Origin of the sequence: Pseudomonas sp. 2,4-D, assembly GCF_030418155.1 — a bacterium.
Classification (GTDB): domain Bacteria; phylum Pseudomonadota; class Gammaproteobacteria; order Pseudomonadales; family Pseudomonadaceae; genus Aquipseudomonas; species Aquipseudomonas alloputida.
On the sequence record NZ_JAUHUI010000004.1, the window covers coordinates 169,009 to 189,205 of the forward strand.

General features: G+C 56.5%; 20 protein-coding genes and 2 pseudogenes. 11 read left to right on the top strand and 11 right to left on the bottom strand.

All coding sequences use genetic code 11. From position 1 onward, the window contains the following. Nucleotides 1-21: 21 nt before the first annotated feature. Both QYE47_RS05820 and QYE47_RS05825 read right to left on the bottom strand, forming a co-directional pair. Nucleotides 22-1,224 carry a CaiB/BaiF CoA-transferase family protein gene (locus tag QYE47_RS05820; RefSeq protein WP_301158921.1) on the bottom strand — a complete coding sequence of 401 codons (1,203 nt, stop codon included), beginning with the start codon at nucleotides 1,222-1,224 and terminating at the stop codon, nucleotides 22-24. Further along, nucleotides 1,221-2,162 (bottom strand): hydroxymethylglutaryl-CoA lyase, encoded by a 942-nt coding sequence (locus QYE47_RS05825; RefSeq protein ID WP_172830918.1) that lies wholly within the window; start codon nucleotides 2,160-2,162, stop codon nucleotides 1,221-1,223. The genes QYE47_RS05820 and QYE47_RS05825 overlap by 4 nt, the downstream gene beginning before the upstream one ends. Nucleotides 2,163-2,553: 391 nt before the next feature. On the opposite strand from QYE47_RS05825, the gene QYE47_RS05830 reads away from it, so the two are divergent. The 4 genes from QYE47_RS05830 to QYE47_RS05845 all read left to right on the top strand — a co-directional run bounded on the left by QYE47_RS05830 (nucleotide 2,554) and on the right by QYE47_RS05845 (nucleotide 7,136). Beyond that, nucleotides 2,554-3,486: an SMP-30/gluconolactonase/LRE family protein gene (locus tag QYE47_RS05830; protein WP_070383742.1), complete on the top strand. Its 933-nt coding sequence runs from the start codon at nucleotides 2,554-2,556 to the stop codon at nucleotides 3,484-3,486. Nucleotides 3,487-3,592: 106 nt separating this feature from the next. After that, a complete protein-coding gene (locus QYE47_RS05835; protein ID WP_070383741.1) occupies nucleotides 3,593-4,879 on the top strand; it encodes a CitMHS family transporter in 1,287 nt (428 codons plus the stop codon). Between the two features lie 229 nt (nucleotides 4,880-5,108). Further along, complete coding sequence (locus tag QYE47_RS05840) at nucleotides 5,109-5,807, top strand: TerC family protein (RefSeq protein ID WP_070383740.1); 699 nt, start codon at nucleotides 5,109-5,111, stop codon at nucleotides 5,805-5,807. Between the two features lie 81 nt (nucleotides 5,808-5,888). After that, nucleotides 5,889-7,136, top strand: coding sequence for an OprD family porin (locus tag QYE47_RS05845; RefSeq protein ID WP_070383739.1), 1,248 nt, complete (start codon nucleotides 5,889-5,891; stop codon nucleotides 7,134-7,136). Between the two features lie 65 nt (nucleotides 7,137-7,201). On the opposite strand, the pseudogene QYE47_RS05850 reads toward QYE47_RS05845, so the two are convergent. Further along, a pseudogene (locus QYE47_RS05850) lies at nucleotides 7,202-7,423 on the bottom strand (DUF2188 domain-containing protein); the annotation flags it as partial. A 410-nt stretch (nucleotides 7,424-7,833) separates the two neighbouring features. Further along, a complete protein-coding gene (locus QYE47_RS05855; protein WP_070383737.1) occupies nucleotides 7,834-9,354 on the bottom strand; it encodes an IclR family transcriptional regulator C-terminal domain-containing protein in 1,521 nt (506 codons plus the stop codon). Between the two features lie 170 nt (nucleotides 9,355-9,524). Between QYE47_RS05855 and QYE47_RS05860 the strand changes: the two genes are divergently transcribed. The 3 genes from QYE47_RS05860 to QYE47_RS05870 are packed head-to-tail and all read left to right on the top strand — an operon-like array spanning nucleotide 9,525 to nucleotide 12,516. Further along, the gene (locus tag QYE47_RS05860; protein WP_070383736.1) at nucleotides 9,525-10,865 is read left to right on the top strand and encodes an MFS transporter; all 1,341 of its coding nucleotides are present in this window, start codon (nucleotides 9,525-9,527) and stop codon (nucleotides 10,863-10,865) included. A gap of 10 nt (nucleotides 10,866-10,875) precedes the next feature. Then, nucleotides 10,876-11,850 (top strand): hydroxyacid dehydrogenase, encoded by a 975-nt coding sequence (locus QYE47_RS05865; RefSeq protein WP_070383735.1) that lies wholly within the window; start codon nucleotides 10,876-10,878, stop codon nucleotides 11,848-11,850. Nucleotides 11,851-11,877: 27 nt separating this feature from the next. Further along, a complete protein-coding gene (locus QYE47_RS05870; RefSeq protein ID WP_070383734.1) occupies nucleotides 11,878-12,516 on the top strand; it encodes an RraA family protein in 639 nt (212 codons plus the stop codon). 717 nt (nucleotides 12,517-13,233) lie between these two features. Here the strand turns inward: QYE47_RS05870 and QYE47_RS05875 are convergent. After that, on the bottom strand, nucleotides 13,234-13,575 hold the full coding sequence (locus QYE47_RS05875; RefSeq protein WP_237141846.1) for a hypothetical protein: 342 nt from the start codon (nucleotides 13,573-13,575) through the stop codon (nucleotides 13,234-13,236). 131 nt (nucleotides 13,576-13,706) lie between these two features. Here QYE47_RS05875 and QYE47_RS05880 point away from each other — a divergent pair, with 131 nt between their 5' ends. After that, nucleotides 13,707-13,985, top strand: coding sequence for a hypothetical protein (locus QYE47_RS05880; protein ID WP_081343586.1), 279 nt, complete (start codon nucleotides 13,707-13,709; stop codon nucleotides 13,983-13,985). A 36-nt stretch (nucleotides 13,986-14,021) separates the two neighbouring features. On the opposite strand, the gene QYE47_RS05885 is transcribed toward QYE47_RS05880, so the two are convergent. From QYE47_RS05885 to QYE47_RS05905, 5 genes are all read right to left on the bottom strand, one after another. Then, nucleotides 14,022-14,381 (bottom strand): hypothetical protein, encoded by a 360-nt coding sequence (locus QYE47_RS05885; protein ID WP_070383732.1) that lies wholly within the window; start codon nucleotides 14,379-14,381, stop codon nucleotides 14,022-14,024. A gap of 56 nt (nucleotides 14,382-14,437) precedes the next feature. Beyond that, entirely contained in the window at nucleotides 14,438-15,166 is a 729-nt protein-coding gene (locus tag QYE47_RS05890; RefSeq protein ID WP_070383731.1) for a metallophosphoesterase family protein, read from the bottom strand. Between the two features lie 217 nt (nucleotides 15,167-15,383). Beyond that, a complete protein-coding gene (locus QYE47_RS05895) occupies nucleotides 15,384-15,623 on the bottom strand; it encodes an antitoxin VbhA family protein (RefSeq protein WP_070383730.1) in 240 nt (79 codons plus the stop codon). Between the two features lie 59 nt (nucleotides 15,624-15,682). Beyond that, nucleotides 15,683-16,213, bottom strand: a complete 531-nt coding sequence (locus QYE47_RS05900; RefSeq protein ID WP_237141845.1) for a hypothetical protein — start codon at nucleotides 16,211-16,213, stop codon at nucleotides 15,683-15,685. Nucleotides 16,214-16,446: 233 nt separating this feature from the next. Continuing rightward, nucleotides 16,447-16,827, bottom strand: a complete 381-nt coding sequence (locus QYE47_RS05905) for a hypothetical protein (RefSeq protein ID WP_172830917.1) — start codon at nucleotides 16,825-16,827, stop codon at nucleotides 16,447-16,449. A gap of 265 nt (nucleotides 16,828-17,092) precedes the next feature. Here QYE47_RS05905 and QYE47_RS05910 point away from each other — a divergent pair, with 265 nt between their 5' ends. Together QYE47_RS05910 and QYE47_RS05915 are read left to right on the top strand one after the other, a co-directional pair. After that, nucleotides 17,093-17,569: a helix-turn-helix domain-containing protein gene (locus QYE47_RS05910; protein WP_070383727.1), complete on the top strand. Its 477-nt coding sequence runs from the start codon at nucleotides 17,093-17,095 to the stop codon at nucleotides 17,567-17,569. Nucleotides 17,570-17,915: 346 nt separating this feature from the next. Continuing rightward, nucleotides 17,916-18,251 (top strand): annotated as a pseudogene (locus QYE47_RS05915) (PLP-dependent aminotransferase family protein); the annotation flags it as partial. Here QYE47_RS05915 and QYE47_RS05920 read toward each other — a convergent pair. Beyond that, complete coding sequence (locus tag QYE47_RS05920) at nucleotides 18,244-19,440, bottom strand: CynX/NimT family MFS transporter (protein ID WP_070383725.1); 1,197 nt, start codon at nucleotides 19,438-19,440, stop codon at nucleotides 18,244-18,246. The pseudogene QYE47_RS05915 and the gene QYE47_RS05920 sit on opposite strands and share 8 nt — an antisense overlap. A gap of 200 nt (nucleotides 19,441-19,640) precedes the next feature. Between QYE47_RS05920 and QYE47_RS05925 the strand changes: the two genes are divergently transcribed. Then, nucleotides 19,641-20,078: a carboxymuconolactone decarboxylase family protein gene (locus QYE47_RS05925; RefSeq protein ID WP_070383724.1), complete on the top strand. Its 438-nt coding sequence runs from the start codon at nucleotides 19,641-19,643 to the stop codon at nucleotides 20,076-20,078. The last annotated feature ends 119 nt before the right edge of the window (nucleotides 20,079-20,197 follow it).

Consider the following 20,197-nt stretch of genomic DNA (forward strand, 5'->3'; position numbering starts at 1 on the left):
GGAGACCCGCCTCCGTTTTGATCAAGATGTTTTGATCGCGCCAGTCGCCTCGAGCTGAGTAATCTCCTCGTCGCTGTACCCCAACTGGGCCAGCAGCTCCTGCGAGTGACTGCCCAGATTTGGAACATTCAGGCGGGTGCCAAAGCGTTGGCCATCCATTTCGAAAGGCAGCATTGGAACTTTGACCTGCTCGCCGCTCGGCAGCGTGAGATCGGCCATGCCGCCAGATTGATTGAGGTGCTCGTCTTCGAACATGTCCTCAGGTCGCTGAATTGGAGAGAACGGCAAACCGGCCTTTTCACAAAGAGCCATAACGGTTTGCTTATCCATCCCGGACAAGCGCTCGCGCACCAATGGGATGATGCGATCTCGCGCCTGAACACGCTGATTGTTACGGCTGAGGTCGGCGTCACTGCCCAATTCAGGGAAATCGAAAGCCTGGCAGAAAGACACCCACTGGCTGTCGCTCACAACGCCCATGAAGACCTGCTCGCCTTCTTGGGCCGTCTCGAACACGTCATAGATTGCCCATGCCGAGATACGGCTTGGCATCGGTGCCGCCGCTTTACCGGTGACGACCTTTTGCATCATGTGCTGAGCAACAAGGAAGGCGGAGTTTTCAAACAGCCCGGTCTGAACAAATTGGCCACGTCCGGTTTCCTTGCGCTGCAGTAGCGCAGCAAGAACCGACACGGCGCTAAACATGCCGCCCATCACATCGTTTACCGAGGCGCCGGCTCGCAGTGGACGGCCTTCTGGGCCAGTCATGTAGGCCAGACCGGTCATCATCTGCACAACCTCGTCCAACGCCGTGCGCTTCTCATAGGGGCCTGGCAGGAAGCCCTTCATGGAGCTGTAAATAATGTCTGGCTTGATAGCTTTGACATGTTCGTAACCGAGGCCCAATTTCTCCATCGCACCTGGCCGGAAATTCTCAGTTACCACATCGGCGGTGGCCAGCAGCTTTTTGACCGCTGCCATGCCCTCAGCAGACTTCACATCCACCGCAAAGCTCTTCTTGTTGCGGTTGTATGTCATCCAATAACCAGCGCCGGAGCCCATCAAGCGACGGGTATTATCGCCCTCCGGGACAGGCTCCACCTTGATGACTTCCGCGCCCAGGTCGGCTAAGAGCAAACCGCAGGTCGGCCCCATGACCATATGGACGAATTCAACGACACGGATGCCAGCCAGTGGCAGGATCTTCTGTTCTTGCTGGCTCATACGGCCTCCTTCGCATAGGTGAAATTTTTGCCGACGCCGGCATCAGGGATGAAGCCGTAAACGGGCTCACCAGGCAGGCCACGACGAAGTACCTCACGGGCCGCAACCAGCCGATCAATGTCGACGCCGGTTTTCAGCCCCATGGACTCAAGGAGGTACACAAGGTCTTCGGTGACGATGTTGCCCGATGCACCTGGCGCATACGGGCAACCACCCAATCCGCCTTGGGAGCCGTCAAAGGTCTTCACTCCTGCTTCCAACGCCGCGACTACGTTGGCCAGGCCCTGGCCTCGGGTGTTGTGGAAATGAGCGCTGCCAGCGAGCGCGCCCAGTTCCCGGAACAAGCGAGCAAACAGACGACGTACTTGGGTTGGGTTGGCGTAGCCGACTGTGTCAGAAAGACCGACCTCATCCACACCCAAATCGGCCATCTTCAAGGCAATAGAAATGGTCTCGTCATCAGTCACCACGCCTTGCAGAGTGCAGCCAAAAGCAGTCGACAGACCGGCTTCGATCTGTACGTTCGGGAAGCGCTCATTGCGCAGAGCAACTACCGCTTGAACCTCATCGAACACTTGAGCATGGGTTTTGCGAATGTTCGAGATGGAATGCTGCTCGCTCACCGAAATCGGCAGGGTGATCTTGTGGATGCCGGCATTGAATGCGGCTTCTGCGCCTTTGAGATTAGGTACCAAGGCGGTGACGAAGAGGTTAGGCAGGGTCAGGGCATGGGCGACTACCTGAGCAGCGTCGGCCATTTGGGGCAGTAGCTTAGGAGAAACAAACGAGCCGACCTCAATCTCTTTCAGACCGGCATTCGCCAGAGCCGAAATCCACTCCAGCTTCAGCTCGGTGGGCATTGTGGCCTTGACACTCTGTAAGCCATCCCTAGGCCCAACTTCGCTGACGAGGATGTCGATGTCTGTCGCTTCTTTCACGGAGGTTCTCCTGTTGCTGGGGAGAGCCTGCCCGAACATTCATGCAATGCAGCTGTGAGGCGAAGCGCTGTTTTTATGATTGTTCTGTCAGGCAGAATTACGTTCTGTTAAAAGTATCTACCCATAAAATCGCTTCTGTCAACGTGATCGGCGATGAACGGAGGATTGCCTGCTCTTGCGCTCATTCCGAGGGAGCAGCGCCCACCCATTGCCACTTGACACCGCAGAAAATAGCTTGGAAAGTGTTCTACCAAGAGCACTTCAGTTCTACCTGATAGAACGAGCCTCGAAACAACAAGATTTTCCAGGCAACGTACACTGATGAATAGGCCCAGACTTTTGCCGTTTGAGCTTCAGTGACGTGAGTCTGTTTTTCACATGGAGATTTGCCATGAGCCTGTATGCCCCGCCCGAGGAACGCCCAACAGAAATCTTCAGCAGACTGCCGAAAGAGTTTTGGCGTGATGGAGATTCCGACTGGGTACGAGCCAATAAGCCAGGCCAGCAGGTCGCCAGTTTCCTGGAAGGCCCTTCCTTCGATAGGGACAGCAATCTCTATGTGACCGATATCCCATACGGGCGAATATTCCGTATTTCTCCCCAGGGTGACTGGGAACTGGTCGTCGAGTACGACGGGTGGCCCAACGGCTTGAAGATCCATCGCGATGGCCGGATCTTCATCGCTGATTACAAGAACGGAATTCTTGTCCTAGACCCGATCAGCAAGCGCATCGAACCATTCTTGACGCATCGCCGTAGTGAAAGCTTCAAAGGTGTAAATGATCTGTTCTTTGACCGACAAGGGCACCTCTACTTCACCGACCAGGGCCAGACAGGCATGCACGATCCTAGTGGTCGAGTTTTCCGTTACGACCTTGAGCAGCAACGCCTGGATTGTCTTCTGGATAACGGCCCTAGCCCTAATGGCTTGGTGATGGATCTTCACGAAAAGGCGTTGTTAGTAGCAATGACTCGCGGAAACGCAGTGTGGCGCCTCCCCCTCCAAGCTGATGGCACAACCTCCAAGGTGGGCATCTTCACCTCCATGGCAGGTGGCGTTAGCGGCGCTGACGGTATGGCCCTCGACGATGTAGGAAATCTTTACGTCTGCGATGCCGGCAATGGTTGTGTGTGGGCTTTCGATCAGCACGCAGTCCCACTCTATCGATTCAAGTCATGCACCGAAGGCCGCACCCTGACCAACCTTGCTTTCGGCGGTGAAGGCAATAAAGGTCTTTACATCACTGACTCGTCGACCGGACACATACTGAGGGCTTCGCCTGGCCACTCAGGAAAACGGATGTTCTCGCACACGACTGATTAAGGATTCGAACGCTACAGCCCTGTGCATATGGCGCACGGCGTTCGCTCGGCCCCAAAAAAGCCAAGCGAGTTTCCAACTCATACAAAACAGATAATAAGAGGGCAACATGCTCACTCTTCTGAGCTACACAATGATCGTCTGCTTCATGTACCTCGTCATGAGCAAACGCCTATCACCACTGGTTGCCCTTATCTTGGTGCCGGTTGCGTTCGCAAGCTTGGGCGGTTTTGCCACCCAGCTCGGCCCGATGATGTTCGACGGCGTGAAGATGCTGGCCCCGACAGGGATCATGTTGACCTTCGCGATTCTCTACTTCTGCATGATGACCGACGCGGGCCTGTTCAACCCGTTGATCAAGCTGATTCTGAAATGTGTGAAAGGCGACCCTTTGAAGATCGTCCTTGGAACCGCCGTTCTTGGATTTTGCGTCGGTTTGGATGGTGATGGGGCAACGACCTATATCATCACGACTGCTGCGCTACTCCCCCTGTACCGACGGACAGGCATAAGCCTCCAGGTTCTGGCCACCATATTGCTCCTTACCATTGGGGTCATGAACATCCTGCCGTGGGCCGGGCCGTTCTCGCGCGCCGCAAGCGCTATGCACGTCGACATCACTGAACTGTTCGTCGAAATGCTGCCCTTGATGATCATCGGGGCTGGCTGGGTAATTTTTGTAGCGTTCTATTTGGGCAGCCGCGAGCGTCGTCGCCTAGGCGTCGTCGCGCTCGATCATGACGAGATCATGAGCCACTACACGGATTTCAAGCTGACTGACTGGCGCTTTCTGTTCAACGCTGTACTAACAGTCACGCTGATTACGTTGATGATGATCAACGTCCTGCCACTCCCGATTTTGTTCATGCTGGCTTTCGGCATCGGCATCCTGGTCAATTATCCAAGCGTCAAAGACCAGAAGGAGTTGATCGGCAAGTACGCTGATAGCGTTATGGCTGTAACCCTGCTGATCTTTGCTGCTGGCATCTTCGTCGGGATCATGTCTGGCACTGGGATGATCAAGGCCATCTCGGAAAGCCTGATCCTTGTCATTCCAGAGTCTGCCGGCCATTTCATGTCGGTGATCACTGCCTTCATCAGCATGCCATTCACCTACGTGTTGACGAATGACGCTTTCTACTTCGGGATCCTGCCGATCCTGGCCGAAACCGCGAGCCACTACGGCATAGGCGCAAAAGAGATGGCTGTTGCAGGTCTCATTGGTCAGCCCGTTCATCTTCTAAGCCCACTTGTTGCCTCCACTTACCTGCTGTGCGGGTTGCTGGATATCGACTACGGGGACAACCAGCGAGCGTCCATCGGCTGGAGCATCGGTACATGCCTCGTCATGTTCGTAGCGGCTGTCGCGATTGGAACCATCGACGTATTCAACTGAGGGCCCTCCTCAAATGCGCACCGCACAGGTGGGCAAGCTCATCTGTGCTTGAAGTGATTTGCTTCGTTTGAGAAGCCAGATCGCGACTTGGCCTTTCACAAGAAGGTCGAGTGTTACAACGGTCGTTTGACCTCTTTGGTGAGCCGCTCGGAGCCACGAACGCCGGGCGTCAGTGAACCTGGGTGACGGGGGCTAGCCCCCCGGCTACCTCGATAACTCGGAGAAAGCTGTGGAGTGGTTTCTTGAATCCATCACCTGGTCAGCCCTTGTGCAGATCATCGCAATCGACATTCTTCTGGGTGGTGACAATGCGGTAATCATCGCACTGGCTTGCCGAAACCTGCCCATCCATATGCGCAACAAGGCCATCATGGCCGGTGTTGCCGGCGCCATTGCCTTGCGAATAGCACTATTGTTCTTCGCGCTTCAATTGCTTTCACTGCCCGGGTTGAAAGTCGTAGGCGCGCTTCTTCTCCTGTGGATCGGCATCAAATTGCTCAAGCAGGACGATGACGAGCATGGAACCATCAATGGCGGTGTCAGCCTTCTTACTGCCATCAAAACCATCATCGTTGCTGATGCGGTTATGTCTCTCGATAACGTGCTGGCTTTAGCCGGTGCCGCTGGCGGAGACCTTTTGCTTGTTTCATTGGGCGTGGTGATCAGCATCCCGATTATCGTCTGGGGCAGCCGGTTGGTTCTCGCTCTGATGGACAAATTTCCCCAAGTCATCCTGCTGGGTGCAGGACTGTTGGGATGGATCTCTGGCGGGATGCTAGTGAGCGATATCTGGCTTCAACCGAGAATCCCTTACCCGGCTGACATCACCCATTACGTAGCAAGCGCATTCGGCGCCGTGCTGGTCATCATCGTCGGGCTATTGCTCAAAAGATCTAACCCCACCCCAGAAAATCACTCTACGCACTAGCTCCACCAACTCCTACCAACAAAAACAATTTGGCATCACTGCGCGCCCAACCATGGCAAGCAGGCCGTGCCTGGAGTCCTCATGAAGCCGCAAAAAGCTATCCATGTTTGCACCTTGCTCGGTCTCGGTAACATCGCCACCCCTGCCATGGCGGATGGCTTTATCGAGGGTTCAAAGGTCTCGCTGCAAACAAAGAACTTTTATTTGAATCGAGATTTCCGAGACGGCTCCGGCCAAAACAAACGCGATGAATGGGCCCAAGGCTTTATCCTCGATGCTAAATCGGGATTTACGCCTGGCCCAGTCGGCTTTGGCATAGACGCCATTGGAATGTTGGGTTTGAAACTGGACTCCAGTCCCGACCGGACGGCTACCGGACTCCTCCCGGTGCACGATGATGGCAAAGCCCCTGATGAATACTCAAAGCTCGGCCTAACGGCGAAAGCACGGTTTTCGGACAGCATGCTGGAAGTAGGAACTTTGATCCCAGACATGCCTACCGTTAAAGCCAACAACGGACGCATTTTTCCGCAGACCTTCAGAGGTGGGTTGCTGAAGGTCGGAGAGATCGACTCCCTGAACGTGGTTGCAGGCCGCCTCACCAAAGTCACCGACCGTGACCAGACCGCCTCGCAAGACCTGGTGCTCAACACCAAGAATCGGCGCTTCCAATCGGGAGTATCGGCAGATAATTTTGACCTTGCTGGCTTCGACTACACGTTCTCAAAGAACATGGTTGGATCCTACCAATACGGCAAACTCGAGGATGTCTACGCTCAGCATTTCTTCGGACTTGCGGGCAGTGTGCCTTTTGCTGCAGGTCAATTGAAGGCAGACCTCAGGCTTGCGATGAGTAAAGACAGCGGCAGCGCAGCAGCGGGAAAGGTTGATAACCGGTCGGCCAACGGTATGGTTACCTATAGCATCAAAGGCCATGCTCTTGGAGTCGGGTATCAGCAGATGTCGGGTGATACAGCGTTTCCTTACATAGACGGTACCGATCCGTACTTAATCAACTTCGTCCAAATCAACGACTTCGCCGGGGCTAAGGAGAAGTCATGGCAGCTCAGGTACGACTTCAATTTTGCGGCTGCGGGCATACCTGGGTTGACCTTCATGTCTCGGTACGTAAAGGGTCACGACGTCGAGCTAGCGAATGCTGGTACGGGTGAAGAATGGGAACGTAATACCGAGCTACAGTATGTTCTCCAAAGCGGTGCATTGAAGAATCTTGGCGTCCGCTGGCGGAACGCTAGCTATCGTTCTGACTTCGCTCGAGGTGCTGATGAGAATCGACTGATTATAAGTTACAGCATCCCGCTGCGGTAGCAGCGGGACTCAGTTAACCCGACCCCTGAATTAGAGTTCAAGATCAGCTGCAGTAACAGGAACCACCCCTCGGTTCGTTTCGGATCAGCAGAGCGTAGATAAGTGCGCTGCTTCTCCATGGTGCCGTCGGCCTTGTGATTCTTCACCGATGCGGTTTTGCCGTCAAAGAAATCGGCCAGCGAGCTTATCAATTCCTGCTTCGTCGCGGCCCGCTTCGAGGCGCGCTCAGCGCCGGCTTTTTTGAGTTCCCAGCCATCGGTGGTCGGACTCAGGTGGTAGTTGTCCATGGCGAAGCTCCTCTGATCTAGATCGACTCTGCGTCGTCTCGAATGTCTTCCTCCGCCTCTGCTGCGTCCGTAGCATCGGCATCATTCAAAGGCGGCGACGGGGGCTTTTCCGGGTCGTTGATAAATGGGACATCGCTTGGCCCTTTTTCTTCCGGGCCCTCAGTCTTAGGTTGCACCGCTACCTCCAGTTTGTTCTGCCGGGCGCTACGCGCCACCTGCCCCTTCAGCACACTTCTTGAAATCAATGGGCTGAGTTGTGAACTCCGGTTCCGGCCCGCTGATCTCCATTGTCGAGGACGTACAGTGGGAGTGCAGATACGAGCCCCTCCCCGGTTGATGGATTATGGAGGTGTCTACTGCTGGAAAAATTCAGTTGAGAGGCCGAGCGCAGAGTCGCAGGCGCAGCTCCGCTAGAAATCAACGCCCCTTGCACCCAGAGACAGCAATTGGCTAATGCGCTTTGAAGCCAGTTTCATGCGCTCAACCAGCGACGGTACGTCACAATCTTCCTTGCGGTACTGCGGTATCGTCGCAGAGATTGATCCGGCAACTTGCCCATCGATGAAGAACGGAACGCCGATACCAAAGGCGCCCAGAACCCGTTCGCCGTCACCCACCGACCACCCTCGCTCCCTGATCGCCTGAAGATCAGTCCGGAGCTTGGAATGGGAAGTTATGGTTGCCTCGGTGAGCCTCTCCAGCTTCAAACCATCAGCAAAATCTACCGGCAAATGGGCTAGCACAGCCTTGCCGGCACCCCCTGCATACAGCGGGACATCTACCCCAGTTTCTAGCTTGTACTGGATAGGGCGCCAACCTTGAATAACCTCAAGGAACTGGGCCTTGGAATTAGCCCCGTCAAACGAGAGGTACGCAATTGTCTCTCCCGTCTCCTTCACGACGGAGTCAATGATGGCCTTGCAGAGTTTCACCGGAGAGTAGGTTTCATTGCTCAGCAGCGCTGCCCATTGATACAGACGGGCACCTGGATAGATCACCTGTCCATCAATGTGTATCAAGCGTTCCAGAGTGGCAGAGCCAATGATTTTCTTGGCCGTTGCCGCATTGCATTGCAACTGAGCAGCCATGCCCAATCTGCACCTGTAACCATTTGGCTCAGCGCAGGCCAACTGCAGCAGCCCCTCTAGCCGGGCGACGATAGAACTGTCGCCATCGTTGACCACCTCACGACCGAAGCTGTCAGACACCCCAAATGCCTGTGATAGCCGGTCGGCTATCTCATTGAGGGTCGCCCGGGCAGAGTCCCGAACCTTGCCATCAATACCTCCAAGATCGTGAAGCGACACCGAGATCAGCAACCCCGGTGCCAACTGCCTCACCACCATCGAAACAGCTGGGGGAAACTCGGTCTCAGAAATGCCCTGCGGCGGTTCAATCGATGTTTGGCGAGGTGAGATTTCAGCTAAAGAGGGATGCTGTCGAAGGTACTCACTGAACGCTCTACCGATGTCTCCGAACGCCAAAGGGAAAGGATTTCCGCTCTTGGGCCTGAAGAGCAAAGTGGCCGGGGCCTCGCCACAGTGCAGGACGTAGTAGCCGTTCAAATGCGGTGCATACACCGACAACAAGGCCGCCTGCTTCGCCCCCTCCGCCAAGCCGTCGAGAAGATGCCGAGCCGTCTCCAACAGAAGACTGCGATGATTCAAAGCGTGCATCAGAACCCTGAAGCGCGGCCCCACTCGATACTTTCCGACCCCATCCTCAACCGCAAAATCTCGGGCAACCAAAGCCACCAAGATGCGGTTGATGGTGCTTCGGCTTTCACTCAGGTCACTAGCCAGCTCTCTGACGCCCCACGCTTCGCCATCCGCTCGTCTGACCAAAGCATCCAGCACCTCAATCAATCGACCGTGGCTGGACGTAGCTGCGGGGGCTTTGGAAGCCGCATTTTCAGTGGGCGCGTTAGGCATTTAATCGACTTGCTGAGCATGTGGGAAGCCCCCATTTTGTGCCGGTTTCAAGCTGCAGAGCAATCGCCGCCTGTTGACAACCAGGCTGAGCACGAGGATTCTTAAAAAAACAAAACAGGACGCTGTCCCATTTTTTAATATTGGACGTGATCCACCAAGTGGAGTGACCTATGAATAACAACAATACGTTGACGGAGTCCGTCGCCATGCCTGCGCCTGGAATCGAACGCAAAACGAAAGCAAAGAAGGCCACCGCTGCAGCGGTGTTTGGTACGTTTGTTGAGTATTACGACTTCAGCATCTACGGATACCTTGCCGCGACCCTTGCCCTGGTCTTCTTTCCGTCGGACGACCCGACAACAGGCTTGCTCAACACCTTCCTGGTCTTCGGCTCGGCATTCCTTGTCCGCCCGATTGGCGCAGTAGCGTTCGGCTGGCTGGGAGACAAGGTAGGACGTCGAGCAAGTCTGATTGCGAGCATCACCCTGATGGGGGCTGCCGCGACACTCATCGGTCTGCTGCCTGGCTATGCGCAAATCGGCGTCTGGGCCCCTATCCTCCTCGTTGCACTTCGCATGCTGCAGGGCTTCTCTGCTGGCGGTGAAATCGGCGGCGCGGCCAGCTACATCCGCGAGTGGGCTCCAGCCAATCGTCGCTCGCTGTACATCTCCTTCCTGCCGTCCATTGCACAGTTCGGTAAAGGGCTCGCCGCAGCCATCGCCGGTCTTGCTGCTGCATGGCTGACCGACCCGCAGATGGCCGATTGGGGTTGGCGTATTCCGTTCCTCCTGGCGCTGCCGCTGGGCATCATCGGCTTGTGGATGCGCCTGGGCATCGAAGACAGTCCAGAATTCGCATCGGAAAAAGCCGAAGAGAACAAAGAACATAGCGCACCTTTCGCTGAGCTCGTGCGCGACTACATGCGCCCGTTGACCAAGGTCATGATGATTTCGCTGGTGCAGAACATCGGCACCTATATCGGCACCGTCTTCATCGCCGCGTACTTCAGCTCGATTCTCGGCTATTCGAAGGGACAGGCCTCCACCATCGTTCTGGTTGCAGTCAGCTTCGCAGCCCTGATGATCCCATTGGCAGGTCACCTCGGCTCGATCATCGGCAGCAAAGCCGTGCTCCGCCTGGCCTATCTCGGCTACGCCGTGCTCTCTGTCCCATCGTTCCTGCTGATGCAGCAAGGTCAGGTCAGCATGGCCATGGCCGGTCTGGCGCTGGGGATGATCCCTTACGCGCTCTGCCTGGCGGGCACCTACTCGGTCATGCCTGAGTTCTTCCCTACCCATGTTCGCCACACCGGCGTCGCGTTTGGCCACAGCGTTGGTGCCGTTATCGGCGGCGGCATTGGGCCCTTCATGGCCACTTGGCTGATCGGCGCAACCGGTAATCAGACGGCACCCGCTTTCATCCTGAGCGGTGCCGGTGTCCTTGGCCTGATCGTGTTGTGGACTGTCCGCAGCCAGGCAGCCGCCGACGACAAAAAACATCAATTCGCCTGAGTAGAACAGCATGTCTCTTATTTACGTCACCAGCCCCATTCACGAAACGATCCTTTCCCGGCTTTCGGATATCGGCGAGGTTCGTCTCGGCTACGGCCCCAATGCAGTTGCATATGATGAAATCCGTAATCAGGTTGATGCCGTGTTTTTGCGTGGTGGTCACATCAGCGCTGAAATGATCGCGGCCTCGCCGAAGCTGCGAATTGTTGCTCGCCATGGCGCCGGCTATGACAACGTCGACTACGAAGCAGCCGCCAACCACGGCGTCTGGGTCACGAACACTCCAGGTGCAAACCAGCGCAGCGTCATCGAGCATGTCTTCGCACTGCTCTTGTCGCTGTGTCGCAAGCTGCCGCTTGCCTCTGAACAAACTCGCAACCGGGTCTGGGCAGAAGACCGCCTCTCGCTGACCGGCATTGAGCTCGAAGGACGTACTTTGGGCCTGGTGGGGTTCGGCAACATCGGCTCTAGCGTTGCACCTGTAGCTGAGGCCTTCGGTATGAAAGTGATTTTTACCGACCCTGCCATCGACCCCAGCTCAGACAGCCGCTGGGTAGACTTTGACACCCTCCTGTCCACAGCTGATGTCGTCAGTCTGCATGTCCCGCTGCTGGAAACCACTCGCAACCTGATCGGCGCACCTGAGTTCGCCAAGATGAAAGATGGCGCAATGCTGATCAACACCAGTCGTGGCGGTGTTGTGGACGAGCAAGCATTGGTCGACGCACTCAACAGCGGAAAACTTGCGGGCGCAGGTGCTGACGTCTTGGCCGCCGAGAACATCGACATGATCAAGCCATTCGACCATGCCACGCCAGACATCGCTAACACGCCCAACCTGATTGTCACTGCCCATGTCGCCGGCCAGACCGATGAGTCGCTGTTACGCGTTGGCATGAGCGCACTGGAGGCGATTGCCGCCGTGCTCAAGGGCCAAGCCCCTGCCCACCCAGTCAACCAGCCTGTGCCGAAGTCGTTCAGCTAAGCCTTTTTACGAAACTGGAGGTATCCAATGTTCATCAATGTGTCCGATGAGTCGATCAGTGTTAACGCCAGCTGGGAGCGAGCTGACCTGGCGTTGATCGAGGAAATCTCGCACTACCCAGTGGCACTCATCGGCGACGTACTCCACCGCATGGGCATGATGGCTTCGGCTATTCGCCACACCGCTGGCAAGCCTACGTTCTTCGGTACGATCTTGCCGCTGAACACTCGCGAGGGTGACAACCTCGCTATCCACCGTGCGCTGGACGAAGCGCAGCCGGGGGATGTGCTGGTCATTAACGGCAACAGTGAAGTTAACCGTTCTGTATTCGGTGATCTGCTCGGTGAGATTTGCCTGGCAAAGCAGGTAGCAGCGGTCGTCATTGATGGGGCGGTACGTGACATTGAAGAACTCGACAGCATGGGACTGCCTATCTACGCCCGCGCAGTGAACCCAGCCGGCCCCTCGAAATGGGGCCCAGGCCAGGTAGGCGTTCCAGTCGCCTGCGGCAATGTCGTTTGCTACCCAGGCGACGCCATCATCGGTGACCGCGACGGCATCATCGTGGTTGCTCGCAGCCTGCTGCCGACCCTTGCAGAGAAGGTCAAACTACAGGACGGCTACGAGAACAGCTTCCGAGAGAAAGTGCGAGCTAGCGTGCGCTAAACGCACCTTGCCCAAGTAGGCAGCGGCCTCCCACGCCTCGGCAACTCCTGCTGAGTGGCTGGTGCCTACCCACAAAAACGCTTCAGTTATAAGAAGAAGGAGTGAAACATGGCTCAACGCTATTCCGTGTATGCCAGGTTGTCCGCACTTACCGCAAATCCACTACATCGATGCGCTCCCTGAGGCTCAAATGTCTCACTACCCATCCTAGCGACAGGAGCGTGCTGGTGATTGAATCGAAGCTTGAAAGGTCAAAACCAGGCACGGCAGATGGCTCAAAGTTAAGGGAAATCATGGATCAGCCATAATTATTGCTGAGCCATAATTTGACCTAAACCAAGATCTGCGTATCGGTCAGGTCAGCCCGCTACCACCATCTCCAGCAGGTTGTCCAACCCGGCCATATAAGTGATTACCCAAAATCGCATCACCATCGTCATCGAACATCGCAGCGAGCCACCTCATCCGCTTCATCTCCGCCACTTGAGAGAAGAAGCAGTTCTCGCACAGATGAAGCTCGTACGTTTCGCGGCAATGTGTTGAGCCCCTGCCCCATGACGCATGCATCGTCCCGAACTGCAGCTCGCCGGCCGCAACGCTAATTGAATCTCCGCAAATGTCGCAGATGACATCTGGTTTCGATAAAGACCTTCATCTGCTGTTCCCCCTCGCCGCTGTCGTGTGATGGATCATCCGCTTGAGAGACATCTGGCATGTTCAGTGTTGAGCCTTCGAGCCCCCTCTCGCACCATCTGCCGCCCAGTCGCAGAGAACGTATGTGCTGTTGAGGGTGCGCGCGACTACGTATCCCTGTAGCTCTTCGTAAGTCACGATGTTGGAGGTGCGAATGGGATCACCATCATCAAAACGCCGCTCGCGGTCACCGAAAACAACACCTTTCAGGAAAAGCTCATGCGACCCATATTCAACCGAAGACAGGTACGCCGTGACCTCCAAATCGAACTCGATCTGCATCGCCTTTGCTACCGTGTTGGGCATTGCTGATGGCGATACATCGACGATTTTGGATGTGGAAAGCGGCGCTCGCCGTTGAACCATGTTTTACCTCCTATGCTGTGAAGCCCTCGGAAGCTTTCACACGAGATGTCTACCTCTAGGCTGAACAGCAACAAGCGATTAGATGTGCGCATGCTAGCCTTGCAGCAGATTCAATTTGAGGAACGCTGCAATTGAGCAATCCACCTGTTGCTGGCTACTACGACATTCTTCTCACTGCTCCTGACTTCTCTGAAGACCCGATTGGTGCTCGCCAGAGTCAGCGCTGGCAACTCATCGTTGATGACATTCACCGCAGCACATCTGAAGGAGAACTGCGCGAAGCCCGAGGCAAAGCCGAGGGCTACATTCGTGGCCTGGTTGATGCCGGTCATCTCTCCAACGACCGAATTCGTGATTACAAAATCCTGAGTAGTATCCACCGACGCCGAACATTGCTGTCGGAAGCTTGATCGCAGCATCGCTCATCCGGCGCAGGGAAGCGCTGGCTACGTTGTTTTAATCAGTGTACCCATGAGCGATCGTAAACTTGCTCTTCCCATTCCCCGCTTGAAAGACGTCAGCACAAACCGCCCCTCCTCCGTGGTGACCACCCAGTAGCGCCCTACCTTCCTGAGATGCTCGATAGGAGACGTCTGTAGGATGTGCCCATTCGAACGCTGCTCAAACTGCCCAGGATTGATGTGACCAAAAACGATGCCGACAGCGCACTCCGACGTGATGAAAACATCGCTCAGGTAGCCGGTAACAGATGACGGGTACCTCAAAGCCATCGCGCGCAAGATCCGCTTGAGCTGAAAATCCGAGAGCTCTTTGACGTGGTATTCGATGACGACTTCATCTGACATTTGTTGTTCCTACTTCTGCCGCTGGTGCTCGTCGCTCAAGCAACGCCCCCGGCAATTTAAATCTCGATGGTGAAATCCGCCGAAAAGCCGGTGCGCTCGCCCGGATACCCTCGAGGGTTCGATACGAGTCGGCAGCCGGAAATGACCGTGTCGACCGCGTGATGCGTGTGACCAAAAACCCATACATCAGCCTGAGCGACCAGGTCATGCCACTGGTTGAAGTACGCCGCGCCAAGATGACCTTCATGACCATCGCCGGCGACATCTTGAATGGGGCAATGATGGGTGATCACTACGGTCTTACCGTCGAAGTCCTTCGCCAGCTCTGTGGCCAGAAACTCTCGAGTAGCGATGTTCCGAGCGATGAGATCTACGGGCCGAAGTTTGCTGTACCCCTCCCCGATCCGGATCCGCTTGAAGTCAGTCATCCACTCGGCACACACCCTCATCGCAGCCTTGTAGTCGCCAGTGGCGGTGTAATCCGTCCAGGCTGTCGCGACCAGGAAGCGCGTATTACCGATGATAAGGATTTGGTTATCCAGGACGTGCACGTGCTCAGCAGCGGCGTCACGCATTTTGGTGAGCGTCCGATCGATGTGTCCCTTGTAGAACTCATGGTTCCCGCAGACGTAGATCACAGGGCATTCGAAGGTGTCGTTCGCCCATGCCACTCCCCGCCCACGCAAAGAGATGTCGCCGGCCAGGACAACCAGATCGGCACCTGTCGCAGGTGGCTGGAAGTCCGCGAACTCCAAGTGCAGATCTGAATAGATCAAAATTTTCATCGAGTCAGCAGACTCCTATCCGAGGGCTGATCGTCTCTCCGGTGACTCCGCAGAGACCCGGCTACTGATAACTGCTTGAGGGTTTAGTAAAGCGCTCGATGAGAGCCGCGGCTGTGGCCAGGCATCTGATGGGAGCTTCCAGATGAGAAGTCCAAGTGGGGCCGCCGGAGAAAGCTCGCTCCTTCGGCTTTAGCCGGCTAGCGCTCGCAGATTCAAGTCACTCCGAGTCATCCCAGGCTAGGCGCATTTCGTCCTCCTCTGCGATACCCCACCTATCGTGTCGCATACTTTCAATCAGCTCTGCCCTAAGCTCTTCAAGGGTAACTTGGCCATCTATATAATCCTGCAATCGAGCCAAGCGTTCAGCGGCAAGCTTCCCTCCATCCAGAGCTAGACACGCGATTTCTGCTGCCACAGCATCCCGCCGGCGCTCGCGCTCGATCTCATCAATGTTCATGGCAGCTCCACGTCGGCTAGCCAAAGCCTCCATCAGAATGGAAGCCCGGCTATCAAGCCTTACTTGAGGGCTTTGCTGAAACGCTGAGAAAGCTCAGCGACACCGATTGGCGCCCAGCTCTCAAGGTCGTTGCTCTTTTTGAGGAAGTTGATCGCGCACCCGAGCATGAACACGCCTGCAGCGATGCCCTCCCAGAACGCCCAGATGAAGGTAGTGGGCACCAGGTAATCCGGATCCTCGCTACCCGTCACCAGATAGATCAGATATGGAGACGCGAAGCAGCCAATAACGAAGGTGAGAATCATCAGAGGAATCGCGGAAACCATGATCAAGATTGGTACCTTGAACTGAAGCTCCTTTGCCGCGATAAGCAGCCCACTCTCGCCCTTCATGGCGTAGATAGTGGCCTTGTTCTGCATCTTGTCCTTCTTCTTAGTGAAGAAGCCGTACAGGGTCACGCGCTGCCCTGGCTCCATCTCTTCATAGACCTTCCCTGGCAAAAGCATATTCGGCAGCACCTGGCCATCAATGACCACGTGAGCAGTTACAGTACCCTGCTCGGTAGCGGTGACACGAACCTTCTCGATCACTCCAGTGACCTGTCTGCAATCAAATTTAATCAAAATGTGCTCCTGCAATTATTGAGCGCACAGTCAACCGCACCACCTGAACGGAGGCATGCTTGAAGGTGCTGAAACAGCTACGCGCGAAACGAGATAACGGTACTCAGTGCCGCTTGCTTACTAAGAACATCACCTAGCATTAGGCAGAAGGTGATGTTGGTCTCAAACACGAAGGGATGGTCATACGAAATCTCCAATGCTTACATCTGAGCGCTGGTATAGAGCCGCCCATCCTCAGTCAAAAATTCATAGACTGGCTTCTCCTCGGTACCGGCAACGACTCGAATTTCAGCGAGAACCTCCATGGAGTACTTGCCGTGATCGTTTCTGGAAGGAGGCGTGATCAAATGGATCTTGCTGACATTCAACAGGTTGATTGTCTCTGCGGATTGCATCATCTGGAGCGTGGGGACATCGTCGACCAAGTGAGCAACCAGCCCGAAACGACCATCTTGCAGACCCATACCCTCCACGAGGAAGGAGTAAGCGCGCAGGCTCACATCCACCGACTTCCAAAGCATCCGGCTACCATCCGGCGCGTTGAACTGCCCTTGAAGCTCATTTCCGTACGTTACAAACACTCGCCCTCACCCTTTTCCACAACCCTCGCACCGGCAAGGATCAAGTACGAACCGACAACCACCTGAATCCGGGCACACCGGGCCTCGTCAATTCAGGGGAATCGTTCACGCTGGGTACCCTGCCATCTGCAAATCGGGGCAATGCCCCCTTGTGAATCTCTAGATGCGACATGAGTACCAGCACGCAAATGCGTCAGATACGGAAATATAAGTCATGGCGCGAGATTGATCAATGTGGCTGTATTCTCGGATTTGAGGATGCACAATGCTCACGAGGGAAGCCCTCGCGGCAGTTCTGCGCTCGATCAGAGCCGACCGAGGCCTGACAAGGGAGGCAGTCCCGGCTGTCGAAACTCGCACGCTTTTCAATCTCGAAAATGCAAAGACCGGCGTGACCATTGAGACCCTGCAAAAGGTTGCCGACGGATTAGAGATACATCCGTTAACGCTACAAATTTTGGCCGAGAGCACTGATGATGGAATTGCGCCCTCTGAGCTTTTGAAGATCCTGGCAAAGGAGCTTAGAGTCCTAGAAAATTCAGGTGTGGTTGCAAAGATATCCAACCATATCGTCGACGGGCAGCTGATACCTGAACGAGCCGGAAAGCGGCACTCGCAAGAGACAATCGATGCAGTGAAATCATTGAAGGCAGAGGGGAAAACCCAGAAGGAAATCTACGAAACCTTGGGCCTGTCTCGCTCTACTGTGGGAAGAATCTGGAAATCTTTAGAATCATTCTGATAGGCAGCTGGACATGCCTATTCAAGCCTGCCGCATTTCCACCCGAGCTGACCCAAACCCTTCTCAGGTGGGTCTGCGTAGGCAACTGAGATGCAAAAGAAAACTGAGCCCATCCAGGTTTTCTAAATAATCATGAGCATGGGTGCGCCTATGGGAGCTCCTTGGCTTTCGACAGCAAGCTCGCAGGAAGCTCTAGATGCCCCTGCGCTAAAGTGCTTCACACGCCCGAAATCCGAGCTGTCCATTTCCTCCGTCAGCCATACGGACAAGCTTCCATGAACCAAAAACCCGGTTTTACTGGGCCAGGGCGCTGTCCGTACTCACTCTATATATAGAGTAAAGGCTAGGCCACCTGAACAAGCACATCCGCCGCTGCCACGAGGTCTACAGCGCACGCCGCGAGCGCATTCTGGCGCGCCTGGGCGGCGATCTGGCACCGTGGTTCAGCGCCATCCCCGCCAGCGCAGGCTTCCACCTCAGTGCCTTGGCCACACCCGGGGTGGATGTGGAGCTGTTGGCCAATCTCGCGCGCAAGGTAGAGGTCGGCCTGTATTCACTGGCTCCCTTCTTCAACGAGGCGCCGTTACGCCCGGGGCTATTGATGGGCTTCGGCGCCATCGAACTGCTGGACATCGACCCGGCGCTGGACCGGGTGCGCGATACCCTGCAACGCCTCAGTTGACCGGTGCGGCCTTGCCGGTTGCGGCCGGCCGGGCGATAGCCGCCGCATAGCCGCGCGGGTTGAAGCACGCGGTCACCAGCAGCATTGCCATCACGGTCACAGTCAACAGCGTCCACGAAGCCTGGAAGTCGCCACTGACATCCCGCAGCCAACCCGTGATATACGGCACGATGCCGGTGATGATGAAGCCGATCCCCTGTACGAACGCCGCCAGGCTGCCGGCTTCGGCAGGCGTTTTCAGGTGTTCCAGGGTCAACGTCAGGCACTGGCTGAAGCAGGCGCCCAAGCCAAAGCCGATCATGGCGACCCAAAGCCCGGAAGCCGCCGCAGGCACCAGCAAAAGCCCCAGGAAGCCCGCCAGCTGGATCGCCAACGCCAGCCACAAACCCGGGCGTCTATCGGCCCAACGTCGCAGAAGCAGCGGCAGGCCAAGCGCACCGAGCACCTGGAAGACGGTCATCAGGCCCACCAGGTCGGCACCGCCCTGAGCGCTGCCGCCATGCTCGATGTGGTAAGCCGGCAACCAGGCCACCATGCTGGTATAGCCGCCGTTGATCAGCCCGAAGTACAGGGCCAGCAACCACGCCCGGCGGGTGCCGAACCAGTGCCCGCCTGCGACCCCAGCCAGTTTTGGCGCCTCCTGCCTTGGCCGCAGCACGGCCCAGGCCAGCACCGCCAGCACGGCCGGGATCGCCCAAACGCCCAGGCCCGCCTGCCAGTAACCGAAATGGCCGCTGATGTGCGGCCCGAGTACTGCAGCCAGGCCGCCGCCGCTCATCAGCGCCGCCGAGTACAGCCCCATCGCCCCGGCCAGACGCCCGGGGAACCAGCGGTTGACCAGCCCCGGCATCATGCCCTGCACCACCGCCACGCCCAGGCCGGCGACCAGCGCACTGGCGATCAGCGCCCAGGCACTGTCCAGCTGCAGGCGCCACAGGCAGGCCAGGGCAATCGCGGCCAGACCCGCAAGCATGCCGCCGTGCTCGCTGACCCAGCGTCGCAGCCACGGTTGCAACAAGGGCACCAGGCCCATGCACAGCACCGGTAGCGCCGTCAGCAAGGCGGCCTGCTGGTAACCCAGGCCGGTGCTGGCGCGCATGGGTTCGAGTAAGGGGCCGATACTGGTCAGGATCGGCCGCAGGTTCAACGCCAGCAGGATCACCAGCAGCAGGTTCAGTACAGCTCTCATTGTGAGTCGGTTCTCTTGTAGCAGGAACTGGCCATTATCCCGGCTCGGCTGGCTTGGCAGAAATGAAGAGATTGGATGCAGGTCAGTGGCCACCTGAATGGACGGTTGGCCTCCCGCTTATGCGCAAAATTGGCTATCGGGGTGGCCAAAGAACGGCGCTACAGTAGCGCCATGTCCATACCACACTTTTGGAGACTGCCATGCACAACCGTATCGAATGGGCCAAACACGCGCCGCAAGCCTACAAAGCCATGGTCGGCCTGGAGCAGGCGCTGGCTAACAGCGGCCTTGAACACTCGCTGCTGGAGCTGATACGCCTGCGCGCTTCGCAGATCAACGGCTGCGCCTACTGCGTCAACCTGCACGCCAACGATGCGCGCAAGGTCGGTGAGACCGAAGCACGCCTGCAGACCTTGTGCGTGTGGCAGGACACCAGCTACTTCACGCCGCGTGAACGTGCTGCCCTGGCCTGGGTCGAGAGCCTGACCCGCTTGCCTGAACGGGGTGCGCCGCAGGAGCAATATGAAGCCCTGCAGGAACACTTCGAGCCGGCCGAGGTGGCCAACTTGACCTTGGCAATTGCCACCATCAATGCCTGGAACCGGTTCGGCGTCGGCTTTGCCATGCTGCCGGCCTGATCCTTTCGGGTGGCCTGTGCTGGCCTATTCGCGGGCAAGCCCGCCCCTACAATTCTGTGCGTGCCCTGTAGGAGCGGGTTTACCCGCGAACACCGGCAGAGCCGGTGCCATCCACCGCG

Excerpts from the sequence above, each read along its gene's own strand:
- QYE47_RS05820 (WP_301158921.1), bottom strand. The coding sequence starts at position 1,224 with ATGAGCCAGCAAGAACAGAAGATCCTGCCACTGGCTGGCATCCGTGTC.
- QYE47_RS05830 (WP_070383742.1), top strand. The coding sequence starts at position 2,554 with ATGAGCCTGTATGCCCCGCCCGAGGAACGCCCAACAGAAATCTTCAGC.
- QYE47_RS05835 (WP_070383741.1), top strand. The coding sequence starts at position 3,593 with ATGCTCACTCTTCTGAGCTACACAATGATCGTCTGCTTCATGTACCTC.
- QYE47_RS05845 (WP_070383739.1), top strand. The coding sequence starts at position 5,889 with ATGAAGCCGCAAAAAGCTATCCATGTTTGCACCTTGCTCGGTCTCGGT.
- QYE47_RS05855 (WP_070383737.1), bottom strand. The coding sequence starts at position 9,354 with ATGCCTAACGCGCCCACTGAAAATGCGGCTTCCAAAGCCCCCGCAGCT.
- QYE47_RS05860 (WP_070383736.1), top strand. The coding sequence starts at position 9,525 with ATGAATAACAACAATACGTTGACGGAGTCCGTCGCCATGCCTGCGCCT.
- QYE47_RS05865 (WP_070383735.1), top strand. The coding sequence starts at position 10,876 with ATGTCTCTTATTTACGTCACCAGCCCCATTCACGAAACGATCCTTTCC.
- QYE47_RS05870 (WP_070383734.1), top strand. The coding sequence starts at position 11,878 with ATGTTCATCAATGTGTCCGATGAGTCGATCAGTGTTAACGCCAGCTGG.
- QYE47_RS05875 (WP_237141846.1), bottom strand. The coding sequence starts at position 13,575 with ATGGTTCAACGGCGAGCGCCGCTTTCCACATCCAAAATCGTCGATGTA.
- QYE47_RS05885 (WP_070383732.1), bottom strand. The coding sequence starts at position 14,381 with ATGTCAGATGAAGTCGTCATCGAATACCACGTCAAAGAGCTCTCGGAT.
- QYE47_RS05890 (WP_070383731.1), bottom strand. The coding sequence starts at position 15,166 with ATGAAAATTTTGATCTATTCAGATCTGCACTTGGAGTTCGCGGACTTC.
- QYE47_RS05895 (WP_070383730.1), bottom strand. The coding sequence starts at position 15,623 with ATGAACATTGATGAGATCGAGCGCGAGCGCCGGCGGGATGCTGTGGCA.
- QYE47_RS05910 (WP_070383727.1), top strand. The coding sequence starts at position 17,093 with ATGCTCACGAGGGAAGCCCTCGCGGCAGTTCTGCGCTCGATCAGAGCC.
- QYE47_RS05920 (WP_070383725.1), bottom strand. The coding sequence starts at position 19,440 with ATGAGAGCTGTACTGAACCTGCTGCTGGTGATCCTGCTGGCGTTGAAC.
- QYE47_RS05925 (WP_070383724.1), top strand. The coding sequence starts at position 19,641 with ATGCACAACCGTATCGAATGGGCCAAACACGCGCCGCAAGCCTACAAA.